Origin of the sequence: Sediminicoccus sp. BL-A-41-H5 (genome assembly GCF_050632405.1) — a bacterium.
GTDB lineage: Bacteria > Pseudomonadota > Alphaproteobacteria > Acetobacterales > Acetobacteraceae > Roseococcus.
Genome location: NZ_CP192601.1, coordinates 3,914,621 through 3,934,391, shown reverse-complemented (window position 1 = coordinate 3,934,391; position 19,771 = coordinate 3,914,621). Strand labels below are relative to the sequence as shown.

At 69.3% G+C, this 19,771-nt stretch carries 21 protein-coding genes; 6 read left to right on the top strand and 15 right to left on the bottom strand.

From position 1 onward, the window contains the following. Positions 1 to 4: 4 nt before the first annotated feature. Positions 5 to 1,639 (bottom strand): efflux transporter outer membrane subunit, encoded by a 1,635-nt coding sequence (locus ACQ860_RS19255; protein WP_431304950.1) that lies wholly within the window; start codon positions 1,637 to 1,639, stop codon positions 5 to 7. A 147-nt stretch (positions 1,640 to 1,786) separates the two neighbouring features. Here ACQ860_RS19255 and ACQ860_RS19250 point away from each other — a divergent pair, with 147 nt between their 5' ends. Next, the gene (locus ACQ860_RS19250; protein ID WP_431304949.1) at positions 1,787 to 2,542 is read left to right on the top strand and encodes a hypothetical protein; all 756 of its coding nucleotides are present in this window, start codon (positions 1,787 to 1,789) and stop codon (positions 2,540 to 2,542) included. A 45-nt stretch (positions 2,543 to 2,587) separates the two neighbouring features. Next, a complete protein-coding gene (locus tag ACQ860_RS19245) occupies positions 2,588 to 3,010 on the top strand; it encodes a DUF1489 family protein (RefSeq protein ID WP_431304948.1) in 423 nt (140 codons plus the stop codon). A 63-nt stretch (positions 3,011 to 3,073) separates the two neighbouring features. Here ACQ860_RS19245 and ACQ860_RS19240 read toward each other — a convergent pair whose 3' ends face one another. The 7 genes from ACQ860_RS19240 to mdh form a co-directional block, all read right to left on the bottom strand. After that, entirely contained in the window at positions 3,074 to 3,301 is a 228-nt protein-coding gene (locus ACQ860_RS19240) for a hypothetical protein (protein ID WP_213614316.1), read from the bottom strand. A gap of 3 nt (positions 3,302 to 3,304) precedes the next feature. Beyond that, on the bottom strand, positions 3,305 to 4,540 hold the full coding sequence (gene odhB / locus ACQ860_RS19235; RefSeq protein WP_431304947.1) for a 2-oxoglutarate dehydrogenase complex dihydrolipoyllysine-residue succinyltransferase: 1,236 nt from the start codon (positions 4,538 to 4,540) through the stop codon (positions 3,305 to 3,307). A 78-nt stretch (positions 4,541 to 4,618) separates the two neighbouring features. Next, complete coding sequence (locus ACQ860_RS19230) at positions 4,619 to 7,498, bottom strand: 2-oxoglutarate dehydrogenase E1 component (RefSeq protein ID WP_431304946.1); 2,880 nt, start codon at positions 7,496 to 7,498, stop codon at positions 4,619 to 4,621. A gap of 229 nt (positions 7,499 to 7,727) precedes the next feature. Continuing rightward, a complete protein-coding gene (gene sucD, locus ACQ860_RS19225) occupies positions 7,728 to 8,624 on the bottom strand; it encodes a succinate--CoA ligase subunit alpha (RefSeq protein WP_431304945.1) in 897 nt (298 codons plus the stop codon). A gap of 4 nt (positions 8,625 to 8,628) precedes the next feature. Next, complete coding sequence (gene sucC / locus ACQ860_RS19220) at positions 8,629 to 9,822, bottom strand: ADP-forming succinate--CoA ligase subunit beta (RefSeq protein ID WP_431304944.1); 1,194 nt, start codon at positions 9,820 to 9,822, stop codon at positions 8,629 to 8,631. Between the two features lie 19 nt (positions 9,823 to 9,841). Continuing rightward, complete coding sequence (locus ACQ860_RS19215; protein WP_431304943.1) at positions 9,842 to 10,579, bottom strand: metallophosphoesterase family protein; 738 nt, start codon at positions 10,577 to 10,579, stop codon at positions 9,842 to 9,844. A gap of 7 nt (positions 10,580 to 10,586) precedes the next feature. After that, positions 10,587 to 11,540 carry a malate dehydrogenase gene (mdh, locus tag ACQ860_RS19210; protein WP_431304942.1) on the bottom strand — a complete coding sequence of 318 codons (954 nt, stop codon included), beginning with the start codon at positions 11,538 to 11,540 and terminating at the stop codon, positions 10,587 to 10,589. Positions 11,541 to 11,824: 284 nt separating this feature from the next. On the opposite strand from mdh, the gene ACQ860_RS19205 reads away from it, so the two are divergent. From ACQ860_RS19205 to ACQ860_RS19190, 4 genes are all read left to right on the top strand, one after another. Further along, complete coding sequence (locus ACQ860_RS19205; protein ID WP_431304941.1) at positions 11,825 to 12,283, top strand: hypothetical protein; 459 nt, start codon at positions 11,825 to 11,827, stop codon at positions 12,281 to 12,283. A 72-nt stretch (positions 12,284 to 12,355) separates the two neighbouring features. Further along, the gene (locus tag ACQ860_RS19200; protein ID WP_431304940.1) at positions 12,356 to 12,802 is read left to right on the top strand and encodes a hypothetical protein; all 447 of its coding nucleotides are present in this window, start codon (positions 12,356 to 12,358) and stop codon (positions 12,800 to 12,802) included. A gap of 94 nt (positions 12,803 to 12,896) precedes the next feature. Then, positions 12,897 to 13,343: a hypothetical protein gene (locus tag ACQ860_RS19195; protein ID WP_431304939.1), complete on the top strand. Its 447-nt coding sequence runs from the start codon at positions 12,897 to 12,899 to the stop codon at positions 13,341 to 13,343. Positions 13,344 to 13,497: 154 nt separating this feature from the next. Further along, a complete protein-coding gene (locus ACQ860_RS19190) occupies positions 13,498 to 13,944 on the top strand; it encodes a hypothetical protein (protein WP_431304938.1) in 447 nt (148 codons plus the stop codon). On the opposite strand, the gene ACQ860_RS19185 is transcribed toward ACQ860_RS19190, so the two are convergent. The 7 genes from ACQ860_RS19185 to pqqC form a co-directional block, all read right to left on the bottom strand. Next, on the bottom strand, positions 13,932 to 14,666 hold the full coding sequence (locus tag ACQ860_RS19185; RefSeq protein ID WP_431304937.1) for an L-threonylcarbamoyladenylate synthase: 735 nt from the start codon (positions 14,664 to 14,666) through the stop codon (positions 13,932 to 13,934). The two genes, ACQ860_RS19190 and ACQ860_RS19185, sit on opposite strands and share 13 nt — an antisense overlap. A gap of 4 nt (positions 14,667 to 14,670) precedes the next feature. Continuing rightward, positions 14,671 to 15,627: a Bug family tripartite tricarboxylate transporter substrate binding protein gene (locus ACQ860_RS19180; RefSeq protein ID WP_431304936.1), complete on the bottom strand. Its 957-nt coding sequence runs from the start codon at positions 15,625 to 15,627 to the stop codon at positions 14,671 to 14,673. 90 nt (positions 15,628 to 15,717) lie between these two features. Next, the gene (locus ACQ860_RS19175) at positions 15,718 to 16,095 is read right to left on the bottom strand and encodes a hypothetical protein (RefSeq protein ID WP_431304935.1); all 378 of its coding nucleotides are present in this window, start codon (positions 16,093 to 16,095) and stop codon (positions 15,718 to 15,720) included. A 197-nt stretch (positions 16,096 to 16,292) separates the two neighbouring features. Continuing rightward, complete coding sequence (zapE, locus tag ACQ860_RS19170; protein ID WP_431304934.1) at positions 16,293 to 17,456, bottom strand: cell division protein ZapE; 1,164 nt, start codon at positions 17,454 to 17,456, stop codon at positions 16,293 to 16,295. A gap of 33 nt (positions 17,457 to 17,489) precedes the next feature. Then, entirely contained in the window at positions 17,490 to 18,617 is a 1,128-nt protein-coding gene (pqqE, locus tag ACQ860_RS19165; RefSeq protein WP_431305785.1) for a pyrroloquinoline quinone biosynthesis protein PqqE, read from the bottom strand. A gap of 1 nt (position 18,618) precedes the next feature. After that, positions 18,619 to 18,879, bottom strand: a complete 261-nt coding sequence (gene pqqD, locus ACQ860_RS19160) for a pyrroloquinoline quinone biosynthesis peptide chaperone PqqD (RefSeq protein ID WP_431304933.1) — start codon at positions 18,877 to 18,879, stop codon at positions 18,619 to 18,621. 175 nt (positions 18,880 to 19,054) lie between these two features. After that, entirely contained in the window at positions 19,055 to 19,768 is a 714-nt protein-coding gene (gene pqqC / locus ACQ860_RS19155; protein ID WP_431305784.1) for a pyrroloquinoline-quinone synthase PqqC, read from the bottom strand. Positions 19,769 to 19,771 lie beyond the last annotated feature (3 nt).

Here is a 19,771-nt window from a genome sequence, read left to right as displayed (position 1 = left end):
CACGCTAGAAGGTGGGTTGGGGCAGCAGACCCTGGGTCCGCGGCGGGGTCAGGCGGCCATCATCGTAATCCAGCAGCGGGCCCCAATCGGTGCGCAGCGCCATCTGCCGCCGCGTCGCCTCGGTGACGAGCGGCCGGCCCTCGCGGATCTCCCAGCCGCCGCCCAGCGCGCGATAGACGGAAATCAGCCCCTGCGGGATGTCGGTCTCCGCGATGGCGAGCTGGTCCTCGTATTCCAGCAGGATGCGCTGGCTGAGCAGCACGGTCGTGTAGTCCGTCTGGCCCTGCTCATACTGCGTGAGGGAGACGGCGGCCGCGCGGCGCGAGGCGGCGACGGCGCGCCGCAGGGAGACGGCGGCCTGCTGCGCGCCGGCAAAGGAGACGAGCCCGTCCTCCACCTCGCGCTGCGCCTGGAGCACGGCCTGCTGGTAGGTGAGCAGCGCCTGCTGCAGCACCGCATCCTGCGCGCGCACCTGGTTGGTGATCTGCCCCCAGTTCAGGATGTTCCACACCACCGAGGGGCCGGCGGTGAAGCTCGTGGAATTGCGCCAGGCGCCGCCGGAGTTGAGGCGCAGGCTGCCCGCATCCGTCGCCAGGAAGCCGAAGCTGCCGCTGATCGAGAAGGCGGGAAACAGATCAGCCCGCGCCACGCCGATCCGCGCGCTCTGCGCCGCCGCATTGGCGATGGTGAGGCGCAGGTCCGGCCGGCGGCGCAGCAGGTCGGCCGGCACGCCGGTCGCCACCATCAGCCGGGGGCGCGGGATCGGGCCCGGCTGGAGCATGGGCCGGATCTCGGCGGGCGTCACACCCAGCAGCACGGCCAGCGCGTTGCGCGCGCGCTCGATCTGCGCCTCGAGGCCGGGCACCAGCGCCTCGGTGCCCGAGAGCTGCGACTGCGCCTGGTCGGGATCGCGCTCGCTCGTGGCACCCTCGCGGAAGCGGACGCGCGCGATGCGCAGCGATTGCCGCTGGAGGTTGATGTTGGCCTTGGTGATGGCCAGCCGCGCCTCCAGCCCGCGCAGGTTCACATAGGTCGCCGCCACGTCGCTCAGCAGGCTTACCATCGCGTTGTCGTAATCGGCGATGGAGGCGACGAGGTCGGAGTCGGAGGCCTCGATGGCGCGGCGGAACCGGCCCCAGAAATCAATCTCCCAAGCCGCGGTGATGCCGGCGCGGCCCAGGTTGTAGGCGCGCGTGCCGCCCGCGCTGGTGCCCGCATTGTTGCTGTTGGCGCGCTCGGTGAGCAGGAGGCCATAAGCCTGCTGCTGCTGCGGGTAATAGGCGCCGACGGTGGCCGCCAGCACCGCGCGGGCCTGCAGCACACGCACGCCGGCGCGTTGCAGCGTGAGGTTCTGCGCCGCCGCCGTCTCGATCAGGCGGTTCAGCGTGGGATCGTTCAGGCTGCGCCACCAGGCGGTGTCGGCGGGCGGGCAGGTGGTGGTGGCGCTCGGCACGCAGGCGGCGACGGGCAGGTTGGGGGCCGCGGCCCAGCTTGTGTCCAGCGGCGCGGGCGGGCGGGAGAAATCCGGCCCCACCATGGTGCAACCACCCAGCAGCGGCAGGGCCAGGGCCAGCACGGCCCGGCGGCCCGGCGCTTCGGCTCGGATGGTCTCGCCGGGCCCCGCGGGACGCCGCGGCATTGTTTCATCAGACGGCACGGGCACCCATCCTCGTTCGATTCATTCAATTCGGGTTTGAACGATATGGACCAAGCGCCCGGCTGAGAAGGGCTATCACGCGGCGCGCGCCTTCATCGCGCGTTAATCCTCCATGGCAATGATCGGAGCGTGGAACCACTTGCCGCCCTCCCTCCCATTCCCGCCCAGCATCCCGCTCAGGCGCCCCGCGCGCGCCAGCCTTTGCCGGGCGGCTTTGCCGTCGCGCTGGCCACCGCGCAGGAGGCGACGCCCCGCGTGCGGGGCGTCGCCCTCTCCGGCACCGGCCCGCGTCCCTGGGAGGCCGCGCCCAATCCCGAATTCCGCCAGCGCATTGCCCAGGCCGAGCGCAGCGCCGAGCATGCGCGGGACGGCTATGGCGTGCGCAACCCCCGCTCTGGCGCGTTGGGGCGCTATCAGTTCCTGCCCGGCAGCCTGCTCGACCTCGGCTGGAAGAACGCCCAAGGCCAGTGGACCCCCCTCGCCGAGCGCCACGGCGTCCGCAGCGAGGCCGATTTCCTGGCCAGCCCGGCGGCGCAGGAGGCCGCGATGTCCCACTTCCTCCGCCGCGTCGAGGTGCAGCTGGAGCGCAACGGCGTGATGTCGCGCCAGGGCGGCAGCGTGCGCGGGCTGAACGGACAGGAGGTCACCCTCACCGAGGGCGGCATGGTCGCCGCCGCGCATCGCCGCGGTTCCGGCATGCTGGCGCGCTACCTGGCCCACCGGACCACCACGCCGGATGCGCCGCTCTCGGCACGGGAGCGTTCGGCCTTCCAGGCGGTGGAGCGGCGGCTGCAGGATTTCGGCCCGGTCGCCTATGCCAGCCTGCGCCCGCAGGCGAACCGCGCGCTGGCGGCCGCGCCGGGCGCCTCGGCGCCGCCCTCATAAGCTCCCCGCTTGCCCGACTCCGGTCCGGGGCCACATGCAGGGGCGATGCTGCATATGCTGAAGCTTTCCGTCGGCCCCAAGGATGTGGCGCAGCTGCGCGCCATCCAGAAGCTGCGCGCCGTGGCCGACCCGCCCCTGCGCCACCAGACCCGGATGATGCCCAAGCGGCGCGAGGAGATCCTCGATGGCGGCAGCATCTACTGGGTGGTGTCGGGCTTCCTGCAGGTGCGCCAGCGCATCCTGGACATCATCGAGGATGACTGGGGCGACGGCACGCCCTGCTGCGGCCTGGTGCTGGACCCGAAGCTGGTGATGGTGGAGGCGAGGGCGACGAAGGCCTTCCAGGGCTGGCGCTACCTGTCGCCGGAAGACGCGCCGCCGGATGTGGTGGAGGGTGTTGCGGCGTCCGGGATGGAGGCGCTTCCTCCGGCGCTGAAGGCCGCGCTCCGGGAAGCGCGGCTCATCTGATCGGGGACCGGGGCCTTTCGGCCCCGGCGGGTCCGGGCCAAGGGCGCGGGGGGAGCCCCGGCCTCAAAACTCCCGGCGCGGCGGCCTACGGTCGCGCGGCGGCGGCGCCGGCTGGGCCAGATCCGCCTCGAGTTCCTTGATCTTCGCCTTCACGGAATCGCGCAGCGCGGGGGTGGCGTGCGCCTTCATCCCCGCCAGCACTTCCTTCAGGTCGCGCAACTGCTTTTCCTTCTCCGGCCGCGTGCGGGAGATGGGGCGATTGTCGCTGAGCTGGCCTTCGCGCGAACGCATGGCTCAGACCCCCAGCATCAGGCGGCGCGGGTCCTCAAGGGCCTCCTTGACGCGCACCAGGAAGGAGACGGCCTCCTTCCCGTCCACGATGCGGTGATCATAGGACAGGGCGAGGTACATCATCGGCCGGATCTCGACCTTGCCGCCGACCGCCATCGGCCGGTCCTGGATCTTGTGCATGCCCAGGATGCCCGACTGCGGCGGGTTCAGGATCGGCGTGGACATGAGCGAACCGTAGATGCCGCCATTGGTGATGGTGAAGCTGCCGCCCGCCATCTCCTCCAGCTTGAGCTGGCCGTCGCGCACGCGCTTGCCGAAATCGGCGATGCGCTTCTCGATCTCGGCGAAGCCCATGCCATCCGCGTTGCGCAGCACCGGCACGACGAGGCCCGAGGGCCCGCCCACCGCGATGCCCATATGCACGAAGTTGCGGTAGATGACCTCGTCACCCTCGATCTCGGCATTGACGGCCGGGAATTCCTTCAGCGCGGCGACGCAGGCGGTCACGAAGAAGGACATGAAGCCGAGCTTCACGCCGTGGCGCTTCTCGAAATGGTCCTTGTACTCGCCGCGCATCGCCATGACGGCGCCCATATCCACCTCGTTGAAGGTGGTGAGCATGGCGGCGGTGTTCTGCGCCTCCTTCAGGCGGCGCGCGATGGTGGCGCGCAGGCGCGTCATCTTCACCCGCTCCTCGCCGGCTTCGAGCGAGCGCGCGGGCTTCGCGGAAGCGGCCGGGGCGGAAGCCGCGGCGGGGCGGCTCAGGAAGTCCAGCACGTCGCCCTTGGCGATCCGGCCATCCTTGGCAGAACCGGCGCCGATCTGCGCGGCGGAGACGTTGTTCTCCGCCATCAGCTTGGCGGCGGCGGGCAGCGGCCCGGGCGCGGCGGCCGGCGCATGGCCGCCCGGGGCCGTGCCGTGCTGTTCGGCCGAGGCGACGGAACCGCCCCCGGTGCCGACCGGCTTGGCCGCGGCGGTGGAGGGCGCGGCGGGCTTGCCCGCGCCGGCGGCGATGCTGCCGAGCACGGCGCCCGGCTCGACCTCGGCGCCGGTCTGGGCGGCGATGGCCTCCAGCACGCCGGCGGCGGGGGCATTCACCTCGACCGTGACCTTGTCGGTTTCCAGTTCCACCAGCGGCTCATCGGCGGCCACCGCCTCACCGGCCTGCTTGAGCCACCGCGCGACGGTCGCGGTGCTGACGCTTTCACCCAGGGTGGGCACGAGAATGTCGGTTGCCATGGTTTTCCGCTTTTTCCTGGAACTCGTCTTAATCCATTTGGGCCCGGAGCGTCACGCGGTGACACCCCGGGATTCACATCAGAGGCCGAGGGCCTGGCGCACCAGCGCATCCTGCTGGGTCTGGTGCACCTTGGCGAGGCCGGTGGCGGGGCTCGCCGCCGCCTCGCGGCCGACGAAGACCGGGCGACGGCCGGGCGCGCCCAGGTCGCTCAGCACCTTCTCGATCCGGCGGTCCACGAAATGCCAGGCGCCCATGTTCTCGGGCTCCTCCTGGCACCAGACGATCTCGGCGTTCTTGTAGGGGGCGAGCGCCATGGCCAGGCTGTTCGCCGGGAAGGGATAGAGCTGCTCCAGGCGGATCAGCGCCACATCGTTCACGCCCTTGTCGCGCCGCTCCTGCAGCAGGTCGTAATAGACCTTGCCGGTGCAGAGGACGACGCGCTTCACGCGCTCCTCCGGCGCGATCGCGTCCACCTCGGGGATCACGTAGCGGAAGGCCGAACCCGGGCCGAACTCGGCCAGGCTGCTGACACAGAGCTTGTGGCGCAGCAGGGACTTCGGCGTCATCACCACCAGCGGCTTGCGGTAGTTCGCCTTGAGCTGGCGGCGCAGCGCATGGAAGTAGTTGGCAGGCGTGGTGAAGTTGCAGACGCGCATGTTGCGCTCGGCGCAGAGCTGCAGGTAGCGCTCAGGCCGTGCGGAGGAGTGTTCCGGCCCCTGCCCCTCATGCCCGTGCGGCAGCAGCATGACGAGGCCCGACATGCGCAGCCACTTCGTCTCGCCCGAGGCGATGAACTGGTCGATGATGACCTGCGCGCCGTTCGCGAAGTCGCCGAACTGCGCCTCCCACAGCACCAGCGTCTTCGGGTCGGCCAGCGAATAGCCGTAGTCGAAGCCGAGCACGCCGGCCTCGGACAGCAGGGAGTTGAAGGCCTCGAAGCGGGCCTGGCCCTCACGGATGTGGTTCAGCGGCGCGTATTCGCGCTGGTCGTTCTGGTCCACCAGCACGCAATGGCGATGGCTGAAGGTGCCGCGCTGCACATCCTCGCCCGAGAGACGGACGCGATGGCCTTCCAGCAGCAGCGTGCCGAAGGCCAGCGCCTCGCCGGTCGCCCAGTCGATGCCCTCGCCCGTCTCCACCGCGGTCTTCTTGGCTTCGAGCTGGCGGACGATCTTGGAATTGGCGTTGAAGCCCTCCGGCACGCGGCAGAGTGCCCCGCCCACCTCGCGCAGCGTATCGAGGTTCACCGCCGTGTCGTGCAGCTGCTCCACCTGGTCGGTGCTGCCCACGGCCTTGAGGCCGGTCCAGTGCCCTTCCAGCCAATCCGCCTTGTTCGGCTTGAAGCTGGCCGCGGCCTCGAAGGCCTCCTCCAGCTTGGCGTTGAAGGCGTCCTGGATGGATTGCGCGTCCTCGGCCGTGACGGAGCCCTCGGCGGCGAGGCGCTCGGCATAGAGGGTGCGCGTGGTCTTCATCTGCCGGATGCGGCTGTACATGGTGGGCTGCGTGAAGGCCGGCTCGTCGCTCTCATTATGGCCGTGGCGGCGATAGCAGACGATGTCGAGCACGATATCCGCCTGGAAGCGCATGCGGAACTCGGCGCAGAGCTGCGCGCACCAGACCACCGCCTCCGGGTCGTCGCCGTTCACATGCAGGATCGGCGCCTGGATCGCCTTGGCGACATCCGTGCAGTAGAGGCCCGAATAGGCGTGGGCCGGCACGGTGGTGAAGCCGATCTGGTTGTTGGTCACGATGTGGATGGTGCCGCCCGTGCGGTAGCCGATGAGCTGGCTCATCGCGAGCGTCTCATAGACCAGGCCCTGGCCGGCGAAGGCGGCGTCGCCATGCAGCAGGATGCCCATGACGCTGGACCGCATCTTCACATCACCCGCCATGTCCTGCCGCGCGCGCACCTTGCCGGCGACGACGGGGTTCACGGCCTCGAGGTGCGAAGGGTTGGGCTGCAGCGAGAGATGGACGCGCCGGCCCTCGATCTCGACATCGGTCGAGGTGCCCAGGTGATACTTCACATCGCCCGAGCCCTGCACGTCATCCGGCTTGAAGGACGAACCCTTGAACTCGGAGAAGACCTGCATGTAGGGCTTCTTCACGACGTTCACGAGCACGTTGAGGCGCCCGCGATGCGCCATGCCGATGGCGATCTCCTTCACGCCCTCGCGCGCCGCGGTCTCGATCACGGTCTGCACGGCGGGGATGGTGCTCTCGCCGCCCTCCAGGCCGAAGCGCTTGGTGCCGACATACTTCTTGGCGCAGAAGGCCTCGAAGCCCTCGGCCTCGGTGAGCTGGAGCAGGATCTGGCGCTTCTGGGCGGGGGTGTAGCCGTTCACCCAGGGCGCGCCCTCGACGCGCTGCTGGATCCAGGACTTCTGGTCCGGATCCTGGATGTGCATGAACTCCACGCCGATCGGCCCGCAATAGGTGGCGCGGACGCGCTGCATGATCTCCCGCACCGTGGCGGTCTCAAGCCCCAGCACATTGTCGATGAAGATGCGGCGGTCGAGATCGGCCTCGGAGAAGCCCCAGAAGGCGGCGGAGAGCTCAGGATGGGCTGGCGGCACCTGCAGGCCGAGCGGATCGAGCTTCGCTTCCAGATGGCCGCGCACGCGGTAGGAGCGGATGAGCATCAGCGCGCGGATGCTGTCCAGCACGGCGCGGCGGGTTTCCTCGGGGTCGGTCGCGCGGTTCTGGGCGGCGGCACCGCCCTTGGGCGTGGGCTTGGCATCCTCGGCCGGCGCGAAGCCACCGCGCGGGCGCGGCGCCCAGGAGGCGCCCATCGCGTCGGTCAGGACGGCGCGGGCATCATCGTTCAGCGCGGCGAAAAGCTCGGCGAAGGAGGCGTCCACGGAACCGGGATTCTCGACCCAGCGGGCGTAGGTGTCGGCGAGATAGGCGGCGTTCGCGCCATTCATCGCACTCGCGAGGATGTCCACTCCGGCCATTCTTTTTCCACGGGCGCGTCTTGCGGCGGCCCGGCCCTTCCTTGTTCACGGCATTCCAGCACCAGCCTGAAGCTGGGCGGATTCCAGTGAACATAGACCTAAGGATGGGACAGGGGCAGCCCCTCTCCGCATGGGAGCGTTGAGGAAAATGGCGTTCTGAAAATGCAACAATAACAACGCAAAAGGGCCGGACGAATCCGGCCCTTTCCTTACTCCTGATGTCAGGAATTCAACCCTTCAGCGCGCGCACCATGGTCGAGCCCAGGCTCGCCGGCGTGTCGGCGATGTGGATGCCCGCCTCGGCCATCGCGGCCATCTTCGCCTCGGCCGTGTCGCGGCCGCCGGAGATCACGGCGCCGGCATGGCCCATGCGGCGGCCCGGAGGGGCCGTGGCGCCGGCGATGAAGCCCACCACCGGCTTGTTCGGCTTGCCCGGCCCGAAATTCTCGGACTTCAGGAACTCGGCCGCCTGGATCTCGGACTGGCCGCCGATCTCGCCGATCATGATGATGGACTTGGTCTCGTCATCCGCCAGGAAGAGTTCCAGCACATCGATGAAGTCCATGCCCTTCACCGGGTCGCCGCCGATGCCGACGCAGGAGGACTGGCCAAGCCCGGCCGCCGTCGTCTGCGCCACCGCCTCATAGGTCAGCGTGCCGGACCGGCTGACGATGCCCACGGAGCCGCGGCGATGGATGTGCCCCGGCATGATGCCGATCTTGCACGCATCCGGCGTGATGACACCCGGGCAGTTCGGCCCGATGAGCAGCGAGGAGGAGCCATCCAGCGCGCGCTTCACCTTCACCATGTCGAGCACGGGAATGCCCTCGGTAATGCAGATGATCAGCGGCATCTCGGCATCGATGGCCTCCAGGATGCTATCCGCCGCGAAGGCCGCCGGCACGTAGATGACCGAGGCATTGGCGCCGGTCGCTTCCTTGCACTCGGCCACCGTGTTGAAGACCGGCAGGTTGAGCGTCGGGTGCATGGTGCCGCCCTTGCCCGGCGTCACGCCGCCCACATAGGTGCTGCCATAGGCGATGCCCTGGCTGGCGTGGAAGGTGCCCTGCGCGCCGGTGAAGCCCTGCGTCATCACGCGCGTGTTCTTGTCGACGAGAATGGCCATGGACTTAAGCCCCCTTCACGGCGGCGACGGCCTTCTGGGCGGCGTCGGCAAGGTTGTCGGCCGCGATGATCGCAAGCCCGGATTCCGCCAGGATCTTCTTGCCCAGCTCCACATTCGTGCCCTCGAGGCGCACGACCAGCGGCACCTTGAGCGAGAGGTTCTTCGACGCCTCGACGATGCCGGTCGCGATCATGTCGCACTTGGCGATGCCGCCGAAGATGTTGACCAGGATGGCCTTCACATTCACGTCCGAGGTGATGATGCGGAAGGCCTGCGTCACGCGCGCGCTGTCCGCCGTGCCGCCGACATCGAGGAAGTTCGCCGGCGAGGAACCGTAGAGCTTGATGATGTCCATGGTCGCCATGGCCAGGCCGGCGCCATTCACCATGCAGCCGATCTCGCCGTCGAGCGCCACATAGTTCAGGTCATTGTTGGTGGCGTCGAGTTCCTTCGGGTCCATCTCGCTGTCATCGCGCAGCGCTTCCAGATCCTTGTGGCGGAACAGCGCGCTGTCATCGAAGGAGACCTTGGCGTCCAGCGCCACCACATCGCCGCCCTTGGTGACGACCAGCGGGTTGATCTCGACGATGGCGCAATCGAGCTCCAGGAAGGCCTTGTACATGGCGTCCACGAACTTCACGAAGCTGCCGACCTGCTTGCCCTCAAGGCCCAGGCCGAAGGCCAGCTTGCGGCCATGGAAGCCCGAAATGCCCGAGGCCGGGTCGATCGCGACCTTCATGATCTTCTCGGGGTGGTGCTCCGCCACCTCCTCGATCTCCATGCCGCCCTCGGTGGAGGCCATGATGACGACGCGCGAGCTGTCGCGGTCCACCAGCAGCGAGAGATACAGCTCACGCGCGATGTCGCAGCCCGCTTCCACATAGACGCGGCTCACCACCTTGCCCTCGGGCCCGGTCTGCTTCGTCACCAGCGTGGAGCCGATCATCGCGGCGGCGGCCGCCTTGGCCTCTTCCGGCGACTTGGCGAGGCGCACGCCGCCCTTGCCGTTCGGATCATTGGTGAAGCGGCCGGCGCCGCGGCCACCCGCATGGATCTGGCTCTTCACGACATAGATCGGGCCCGGCAGCTTCTTCGCCGCCGCCTCCGCCTCGTCGGCGTTCCAGGCCACATGGCCTTCCAGGACGGCCACGCCGTAGCGGCGCAGCAGCTCCTTCGCCTGGTATTCGTGGATGTTCATGCTCGGGTGGTCCTTCGGGTCAGCTCAGATTTCCTGTGGCGAGCGCGCGCGACCAGTCATCCCGGCCGTGGCGCGCCGCCTCGGACGCGGCGGCGTCCCAGTCATACTCGATCGCGTGGAAGTTGACACGCCACGCATTTCCGCGCTGCTCCAGCAGAGCCCAGCGGGCATGGGGCGTGCCGGCCTGCATCACATGCGGAAAGGGCGTGCTGTCGGTATAGGCCGGCTGGCCGACGGAGCCTGGGTTCACCACAAGGCGCCCGTCCCGCAACCGCACCGCATGCGCACGGTGCGTGTGCGCCGTCAGCACCAGGCTCTCGCCCGCCGGCTTCGGCAGCAGCGCCTCCACCTCGCCCGGCACGCGCTCGCGGATGCCATGGCGGGTGGATTCATGCATCACATAGGTCAGGTCATCATCCGGCAGGCTATGCATGGCGAGGATGCCCTCGCCGCGCCAGCTCATCGGCCGCGCGCCCAGCGCCGCGCGCTGGGCTTCCGAGAGGCGCGCCTGGGTGAAGCGGTCGGTGGCGCCCAAGGTCTCGGGCGCGTCCAAGGCGACCCAGCGGTCGTGGTTACCCCGCACCGCGACGGCGCAGGTCGCCGCCAGCATCTCATGGGTCTCGGCTGGCCAGAGCGGCCCCGAGACCGCGTCGCCCAGCTCGATCAGCAGATCGGGCCGGGCGGCGGCGACGGATTCCAGAACCGCCGCCAGGGCCAGGCGGTTGCCGTGCACATCGGCGATCACGGCAACCCGCATGGGGTGCTCAGACGCCCAGCGCCTTGAAGTCCTCGACCAGCTTCTTCACAGCGTCGCAGGACTTCACGAAGGCGGCCTTCTCCTCCGGCAGGAACTCGACCTCGACGATCTTCTCCACGCCGCCCGCGCCGATCACCACCGGCACGCCGACATAGAAGTCGCTCATGCCGTATTCGCCGTTCAGCATCACGGCGCAGGGCAGGACGCGCTTCTTGTCCTTCAGGTAGCTCTCCGCCATCGCCACGGCCGAGGCCGCCGGCGCGTAGAAGGCCGAGCCGCGCTCCAGCAGCTTCACGATCTCGCCGCCGCCATTGGCCGTGCGGTGCACGATGGCGTCGATCTTCTCCTGCGTGGTCCAGCCCATCTTGATGAGGTCGGGAACCGGGATGCCGGCGACGGTGGAATAGCGGGTCAGCGGCACCATGGTGTCGCCATGGCCGCCCAGCACGAAGGCCGTCACATCCTCGACCGAGACCTTGAACTCCTCGGCCAGGAAGAGGCGGAAGCGGGCGCTGTCCAGCACGCCGGCCATGCCCACCACCATGTGCGGCGGCAGGCCCGACTTCTGCTGCAGCGCCCAGACCATGACGTCGAGCGGGTTGGTGATGCAGATCACGAAGGCATTGGGCGCGTAGGTCTTGATGCCCTCGGCCACCTGCGCCATCACGCCGGCATTCTTGGTCAGCAGGTCGTCGCGGCTCATGCCGGGCATGCGCGGGAAGCCGGCGGTGACGATGATCACGTCCGCCCCCGCGATCGCCGCATAGTCGCTGCCGCCGCTCAGCGCCGCGTCAAAGCCGTCCACCGGGCTCGACTGCGCGATGTCCAGTGCCTTGCCGGCCGCGACGCCGCCGAAGACGTCGAACATCACGACGTCACCGAGCTCCTTCAGGCCGATGAGGTGGGCGAGCGTACCGCCGATGTTGCCGGCGCCGATGAGGGCGATCTTGTTGCGGGCCATGGGGATTCCCTGTTCTTTGGCCACACCCGTGCGGCCTTCCTCGATGCTGTGCCCCGGCTTGCTTCCCGGTTCAGCCAGGAAGGTTTCCGCCTTGGAGCGCGGCAGAGTTACCGCGTTGCAGGAGGCCTGGAAAGACCCGCCATCGGCCGCAACGATCACCCCCATCGCCACTGGCCGATTGCTGGGCACCCCGCTCTCGCGCCAAAAACCCGACGTCGCGGGGCCTCCCCGGACGTCCCGCACCAGCCCGATGAGCGGCCCCGCCGCTGAGACCGAGACCACAGATGCCGCGCCTCTCCGCCCTCGCGCCCCTCGCCCTCCTCGCCCTGACCGCCGCGGCCTCCCCCCACGGATCCGCGGGAAGCGCATGGGGGGCCTGCCTGCCGCACCGCAACAACGAGGTGCGGTGCGCGGTGCGCCTCGACGTCCCGCCGAGCGGCCACCGCTACACGGTCCGGATCCAAGGCTTCGACATCAGCCACGCCTCGGCCACGATGACGACCGACACCTATGTCAGCATGTGCGGCGCGCCCGGGCGGATGGTGAGCCGGCAAGTCGGTCCCGTGCAGGGCGTGCGTCAGATCGCGTCCTTCACCAATGAACCGGGCTCGATCACCGCCGAAATGAGTGTCGGTGCCGGCCTCTGCGTCGAGACCTTCATCTACAACTGCACCGCCAATGCGCGTCCCTCTGGCTGCCAGGCGGTGATGAATCTCGTTCTCAGCCAGATCGAGGTGAGGTGAGCCCCGGGGCCAGGCCCCGGCCCGCTTGCCCGCCCGATTCCTCCACCTCCAACCCCAGGAAGAAAGACCCTGATGCTTCGTCCCGCCGCCCTGACCTTGCTGGCCCTGATGGCCGCCGCCCCCGCCTCCGCCCAGACGGTCGGCCGCGGCGATTGCCAGCCCCACCGCAATGGCGAGGTGCGCTGCGCCGTGCGCGTGGACATCCCGGGCGGCAATCGCCCCTACAGCGTGTTCATCACCGCCACCCGTGCGGGCAATACCGAGGCGCGGATCGTCGCGGATACCTACATCAGCACCTGCGGCACGGCCGGGCAGCTGGTCGGGCGCAGCAACATCGCCAATTCGGGAACCAGCCATGTGGCGGGCTTCACCAATGAGCGCAGCCAGGCGGGCGCCGTCACGCAGGGCGTCCTCGGCTTCTGCGTCGAGACCTTCCTGACCACCTGCAGCAGCGGCGGCCAGGCGGCGAATTGCCAGCAGGTGCTCAACCTCGGCGCGACGAAGATCGAGGTGCGCTGAGGGCTCAGCCTTGGCGCCGCCGCGTTGGGCTGATGCGCGGCAGGCCCCTCCCCAACACATCATCAGACGCGAAACGCAGCTTCAGGAGTTGCCCATGTTCCGAACCCCCATTGCCTGCATGCTCACCCTCCTGGCGGCCTCCCCCGCCTCGGCACAGCTCGCCACCAATGCCTGCTGGCCGCATCGCAATGACGAGGTGCGCTGCGCCGCTCGGGTGGATATTCCCGCCGGCACCCGGTTCGACGTCACCATCAATGCGACGCGCGCCGGTGCGGAGGCGCGCATGCAGGCCGACACCTATGTCAGCATCTGCGGCAGCAGGGGGCGGATGGTCGGTCGCACCAATATTCCGAACTCAGGCACCAGCCGCGTGGCGACCTTCACCCATGAGCCGAACCCGGTCGAACACTCGGTGCAGAGCGTGGTGGGCTTCTGTGTGGAGGTTTTCCTGGTGAACTGCACCGTGGCCGGCCGACCCGAGAGCTGCACGAATGCCCTGCGTATCGGCCCAAGCCGCGTCGAGCTGAACTGGGCGAATTAGCCATAGCGTCGCAGCGCCGGGCTGATGCGCGGCGGGCCTGGACGGGCCCGCCATCGGCCGGGCCGATCATCACCATCGCGCGCGCCCGGTTGATGCGCCGCGAGCCCCTCCCCTCCACATCATCAAACGCGAAACGAAGCTTCAGGAGATCCGCATGTTCCGAACCGCGATCGCTTTCATGCTCACCCTCCTGGCGGCCGCCCCCGCCTCGGCACAGTTCACCGCCGGCACCGCCTGCCGGGAACATAACAACGGCGAGGTCCGCTGCGCCGTCCGGTTGGACAATGCCGCCTACATCTCGTTCAACGTCCTGATCAATGCCACGAGTGTTCGTGGCGATGCGCGGGTGCAGGCTGACACCTATGTCAGCACCTGCGGCAGCCCGGGGCGGATGATCGCTCGCACCAACATCGCCAATTCCGGCACCAGCCTCGTGGCCAGCTTCACCCATTCGCCCAACACGGTGGAGTTTGGGGCGCAACTCTTGGCGGGCGCCTGCGTGGAGGTCTTCCTGCTGAACTGCATCGAGGCCGGCCGACCCACGCCCTGCAAGAATGCCGTGCAAGCCTTCGCGTCTCGCGTCGAGGTTCACATGAGGTAGCGGCGCTGCGCCTCCCGCACATGGCCCGAGGGCAGCGCCTCCAGCCCCGGATCGGGTGGCAGCTCCACGCCGAAGTGGCGGCCCAGCACCTCCTGGATCAGCTCATAGCAGCTGCCGATCCGCACCACCTCCATGGTCGAGAAGTCGATCATGGTGGAGGAGCGCTTGTACTGGTGGAATTTCTGCAGCCCGTAATCCACCACGATCTCGGCGCAGGCGCGGATCTCGGGCTGGATGTCCACGGCACGGAACTTGGTTCCCGTCCCCGTCAGATTGGCGGAGGAGCCGAACAGCGGCTGCCCCTCCTCGGCCGCAAGTGTGGCCATGCGGTGCTCCAGCGCGCCCACATTCATCAGGATGGCGACGGTGCCGCCCTCGGTGCTGGCGGAGAGCGCGGGCTCGCCCAGCTTGCGCAGCAGGGGGTGATCCGCGCGGAACGGCCCGATGGCCGAGATCGGCAGGTCGTAATCCTCCACCAGGCAGCGGATCATGGTGTTGGCGCGCGCGGAGAGGGTGTGGACGTCCTCATGGATGGCAAGGCTGCCCAGCATGGCGTTGCGCTTGTGGGCGCCGCGGCCCTTGGCCAGGAAGAAGCGCATCAGCGCCGCCTCGCAGCCCGCCGCCCCGGCATAGCCGACATCGGTGGGGAAGACGGCGACGCCGCCCGCCTTCACCACATCCACGATCCGCCGGGCGTCGCCGGCAATGTCCAGTCGTTCCATGGGTTCAATCCAGTCGGAGGTTGAGGCCGGGCAGGATGGGCGCCCAGCGCTGGAATTCGGCGCGGAGCATGGCGGCCGCCTGCTCCGGCGTCGTGGTCATGATGTCGAAGCCCGCCCGCGTCAGCTGCTCGCGCAGGCCGGGTTCGGCCAGCGTCTCCACCGTCGCGGCATGCAGCGCCTCGATGACCGGGCGGGGCGTGCCGGCGGGCGCAAACAGCAGGAAGCGCAGCGCGTTCACCACCAGCGGGAAGCCCTCCTCCGCCGTGGTCGGAATATCGGGGGCGGCGGCCGAACGCTCGGGCGAGAGCAGCGCGAGCGGCCTGAGCGTGCCGGCCGCGAAGTGGGAGCTGACAGCGCCCAGGCTGAAGACGCCAAGCTGCACATGGCCGGCCAGCACGTCGTTGAGCGCCGGCCCGCCGCCGCGATATTCGGCCTGGATCATCCGGATGCCGGCCTCGCGCGCCAGCAGCTCATAGCCCAGGTGATGCGGCGAACCGATGGAGGGGTTGGCGAAGGAGTACCTCTCCGGCTGGCGTCGCAGCAGCGCCACGAATTCCCGCAGGTTCCGCGCCGGCACATTCGGGTTGATGCCGAGCACCAGCGGCGACTGCGCGAGGTAGGTGACGGGCGCGAAATCCCGGAACAGGTCGTAGCTCAGGCGCTGATAGAGATGCGGGAAAAGCGCCACATTGTCCGCGTTGATGATCAGCGTCTGGCCATCCGGCGTGGCGCGGGCGGCCATCTCCATGCCGATATTGGTCGCCGCCCCGCCCCGGTTCTCGATGACCAGCGGCTGGCCGAGCCGGTGCCGCATCCGCTCGGCCCAGGGCCGCGCCAACGCATCCGTCCCGCCACCGGGCGGATAGGGAATGATCAGGCGGATGGGGCGACTGGGGTAGGCCTGCGCCCGGGCGAGCCCGGGCAGAAGCGTCAATGCCGTGAGTGCGGTCCTGCGGCGCATCCTGCTTCCTCCCCCAAGACCCCGAACCGGGGTTCATGGCAGGAGGCTAGATCGCCTTGTCCGGACAATCTAGTCCGGGTGGCGCGTTCCTCAGAGCGGAACGCAGCGGGTGATGTCATTGTGGCCGATCGCCATGGTGGCGATGGTGCCATCCGGGCAGCCCGTCTGGCTGAAGGCGGCCGGGGCGAGGCCACCGGTCCAGCTCATGCCGCTGGTGCGGGTGGCGCCGGGCGTGCAGGTCCGGCGACCATTGCGCGTCGTGCAGTTCGCCATCGCCGTCTGGCGCAGACCGCGCGCGTTGCTGGCGGCCGGCTGGCGGGCATAGGGCACCGCCGCCTGGCGGGTATTGCCCGAACGCGCCGCACTCCGGCTGGACGCCGTGCCGAGCGGCGCCAGCGCCTGGCGCTGCGTCGTCGTCGTGGCGTGGCCTGCCGTCGTGCTGCGGCTCGCGGTCGTCGTGCGCGTCACGCCGGGGCGCGGCGTGGCCGGCCGGCTCGCGGCCGCGCTGCGGCTGGACTGGGAAGATTGCGCGGAAGTCCGGGAATCGGTCCGGGCCGAAGCATCTTGCGGCAGAAGGGCAAGCCCGAGGCAAAGGCCCAGAAGGCCCCCGATGAAAGAGCGCATGAAACCCCCGTTTTCCGTCTCTCCTGTTACGGCGTATTACGTCAAGGGAGATGAGGCAAGCCCAAATACTCCTGGCTCTGCATTTCCATGAGCCGTGAGGCGGTTCGCTCGAACATCGCGGCGTTGTCGCCGCGCTCGTAAAGCTCGTCCGGGCCGGTCTCGGCCGAGGCGACCAGCTTGCAGCGATGCTCGTAGAGCGCGTCCACCAGGGTGATGAAACGCCGGGCGCGGTCGAAATTCTCGGGCCCCAGGCGCGGGATGCCATCCAGCACCAGCGTGTGGAAATGGGTCGCGATCGCCAGGTAATCCGCCGGCCCCAGCGCCTGGCCGCAGACGGCATCGAAATCCAGTCGCGCCACGCCCCGCGCGGCTTCCGCGATCGGCACCGGCCGGCCCAGGACCTGGAGGCTCATGGCCGTGCCGCGCGCGGTGCCGGTGAGTTCCAGGAAGGCCGCGTCCAGCGCGCGCTCGGATCGTCCATCCAGCGGGTGGTGCCAGGTGGGCATGCCGCGGATGCGCTCGCGCCGGTAATCCTGCGCGGATTCGAGGTGCAGCACCTCCACGCGGGACTGGATGAGGGCGATGAAGGGCAGGAAGGCATCCCGCCCCGGCTTGCCCTTGAAGAGGTCCTGCGGGGCCGTGTTGCTGGTGGCCACCACCACCACGCCGCGGGCGAAGAGCGCCTCGAAGAGGCGGCCCAGGATCATCGCATCCGTGATGTCATGCACCTGGAACTCGTCGAAGCAGAGCAGCGCCGCCTCGCTGGCGATGGCATCCGCCAGCGGCGGGATCGGGTCGTCCGAGCCGGGATGCGTCTGCTTCCAGCGATGGATGCGCTGGTGCGCCTCCTGCATGAAGGCGTGGAAATGGATGCGCCGCTTGCGCGCGACCTCGGCCGTGTCGAAGAAGAGGTCCATCAGCATGGACTTGCCGCGCCCGACCGCGCCGACGAGGTAGAGCCCCTCCGGCGTCCCCGGGGGTGCGGCGAGATCGCCCGAACCGCGCTTGGCCCCGAAGAGCCGGCCGAACAGGCCGCGCGGCGCGCTCAGCGTGGGCTGCGGGTCATAGCCGCGCAGGATGCGCCAGAGGTTCTGCAGGGTCTCGGCGGCGTGGGCCTGGGCGGGATCGGCATGCAGCAGGCCCTCGGCCACGCGCGCGCGATAGGCCGGAAGCGGGCCCTGGTTGAGGGGCGACAGCGAATTCATGGACGAAACCGATAGACCCGAAGGCCGCGCGGCTCAACCGGCGATCCCGCTGAATTCGCGGTAGCGGAAGGCGCTCTCCCCCGCCTCGGCCAGGGCATCCGCCAGCATCCCGTGATGCGGCGAAAGGGCGCAGGCCGGGTCGGTCGCGGCCGCGTCGCCCGTCAGCGCGAAGGCCTGGCAGCGGCAGCCGCCCCAGTCGCGCTCGGCATGTTCGCAACCCCGGCAGGGCTTGGGCATCCAGCCGGTGCCGCGGAAGGCATTGAAGGCCGGGCTGTCAGCCCAGGCCGCGGCGAGCGAGGTTTCGCGCACATTGGGGAAGACCATGCCCGCTATGGATTCCGCCGCGTGGCAGGGCAGGATGTTCCCGGCCGGCGAGACGCCCAGGAAGCGCCGCCCCCAGCCGCCCATGCAGGCCTTGGGCCGCGCCGCATGGTAATCCGGCACGACATAGTCGATGACGAGCCGCCCGCGATGCGCCGCCCGCGCCGCCTCCACGATGCGCGTCGCCTCATCGAGCTGCGCGCGCGTCGGCAGCAGGGCCGCGCGATTGGCCAGCGCCCAGCCGTAATACTGCACATGTGCGACTTCGAGCCGCCCTGCCCCCCATTCCAGCGCGATCTCGATCAGGCGCGGCAGGTTGTGCAGGTTCTGCCGATGCACCACGGCGTTGAGCGTGAGCGGCAGCCCCGCCGCCGTCACCAGCGCCGCCGCCGCGCGCTTCTTCGCCTGCGCGCCCTTGAGGCCGCCGATGCGCTCCGCCCCCGCTTCCTCGGCGTCCTGCACGGAGAGCTGCACGTGATCCAGCCCCGCATCGACCAGCCGCCCCATCAGGCCCGCATCCAGCAGCACGCCCGCCGTGATGAGGTTGGTGTAGAGCCCCGCCGCCCGCGCCGCCGCCACGATCTCCACGATGTCCCGCCGCGCGGTCGGCTCGCCGCCCGAGAGATGCACCTGGAGGCAGCCCAATGCCGCCGCTTCGTTGAACACCCGCGCCCATTCGGCGGTGGTGAGCTCGCCCGCCGCGCGGGTGAGTTCCGTGGGATTGGAACAGTAGGGGCAGCGCAGCGGGCAGCGATGCGTCAGCTCGGCCAGCAGCGCGAGCGGCAGGTCAGCCCCGCCGCGGAGCGGCAGATCAACCGCGGCCCCGCCGCGGAGCGGCAAATCAACCACGGCGAAGCGCACCCCGGGCGATCAGGTCATCCAGCATCGCCGCCACATCGGCGCCGATCACCTCTTCCGGCGCGTTGAATTTCTCGACCAGCGCGGCCACGATCGCCGCCTCGTCCCGCACGCCATCCACCAGGCGCAGCACCTCGAGCGCGATCTCGTCCGGGATGAACATCAGCTCCGGCGCCATGATGATCCAGCGCCCGCGCGCCTTGTCCTCCTGCAGGCGGACGCCGGGGGCGAAGCGGATGGTCATGCCGCCTCCGATCGCCGGAGGGCGCATGCCCGAAGGCGTGAATCGGAGGCGCAGCGATCAGCTTCCTCCGATCGCCGGAGGGCGCATGCCCGAAGGCGCGAATCGGCGGCGCAGCGATCCGCTTCCTCCGATCGCCGGAGGGCGCATGCCCGAAGGCGTGAATCGGCGGCGCGGATCATGGCCGGAACGCTCCCGGCGGCACGAGGCGCGGCTCCACATAGGCCAGGTGCAGCGCATCGAGCTGCGCCCAGAGCAGGTCGCATTTGAAGCGCAGCGCGGCCAGGCATTGCTCCTGCTTCTCGCGCGTATCGGCGTGTTGCTTCACATAGCCGAGTGCGAAATCCACATCCTGCGGCGCCTGGGTCAGGCGCGGCTTGAAGTAGGACAGCGTCTCCTCGCTCACGAAATCATAGTTCCGCAGCATGCCCGAGACGCGCTGCTGGATGATGTTGGGCGAGAACATCTCGGTGAGCGAGGAGGCGATGGCCTCCAGCAGGCTCATCTCGCGCACGAAGCGCACATAGGCATCCACGGCGAAGCGCGTCGCCGGCAGCAGGCCGCGCAGCGACGTCACGTAGTCCCGGTCCAGGCCCAGCCCGTCCGTCAGCTTCAGCCAGCGCTCCACGCCGCCCGGCTTCACGCCGTCGCCATCATGATCCTCGAGGCGGCGGCGCCATTCGCGGCGCAGCTCCGGCGTGGGCAGGCGGGCGAGAAGCGATGCATCCTTCGCGGGGATGCTCGCCTGGTAGTAGTAGCGGTTCAGCGCCCAGGCCTGCACCTGGCCACGGTCCAGCTTGCCGTTGTGCAGCAGGTGATGGAACGGGTGATGGATGTGGTACCGTTCATCACCGATGGCGCGCAGCGCGGCCTCGAATTCCCCAGGCGTCATCAG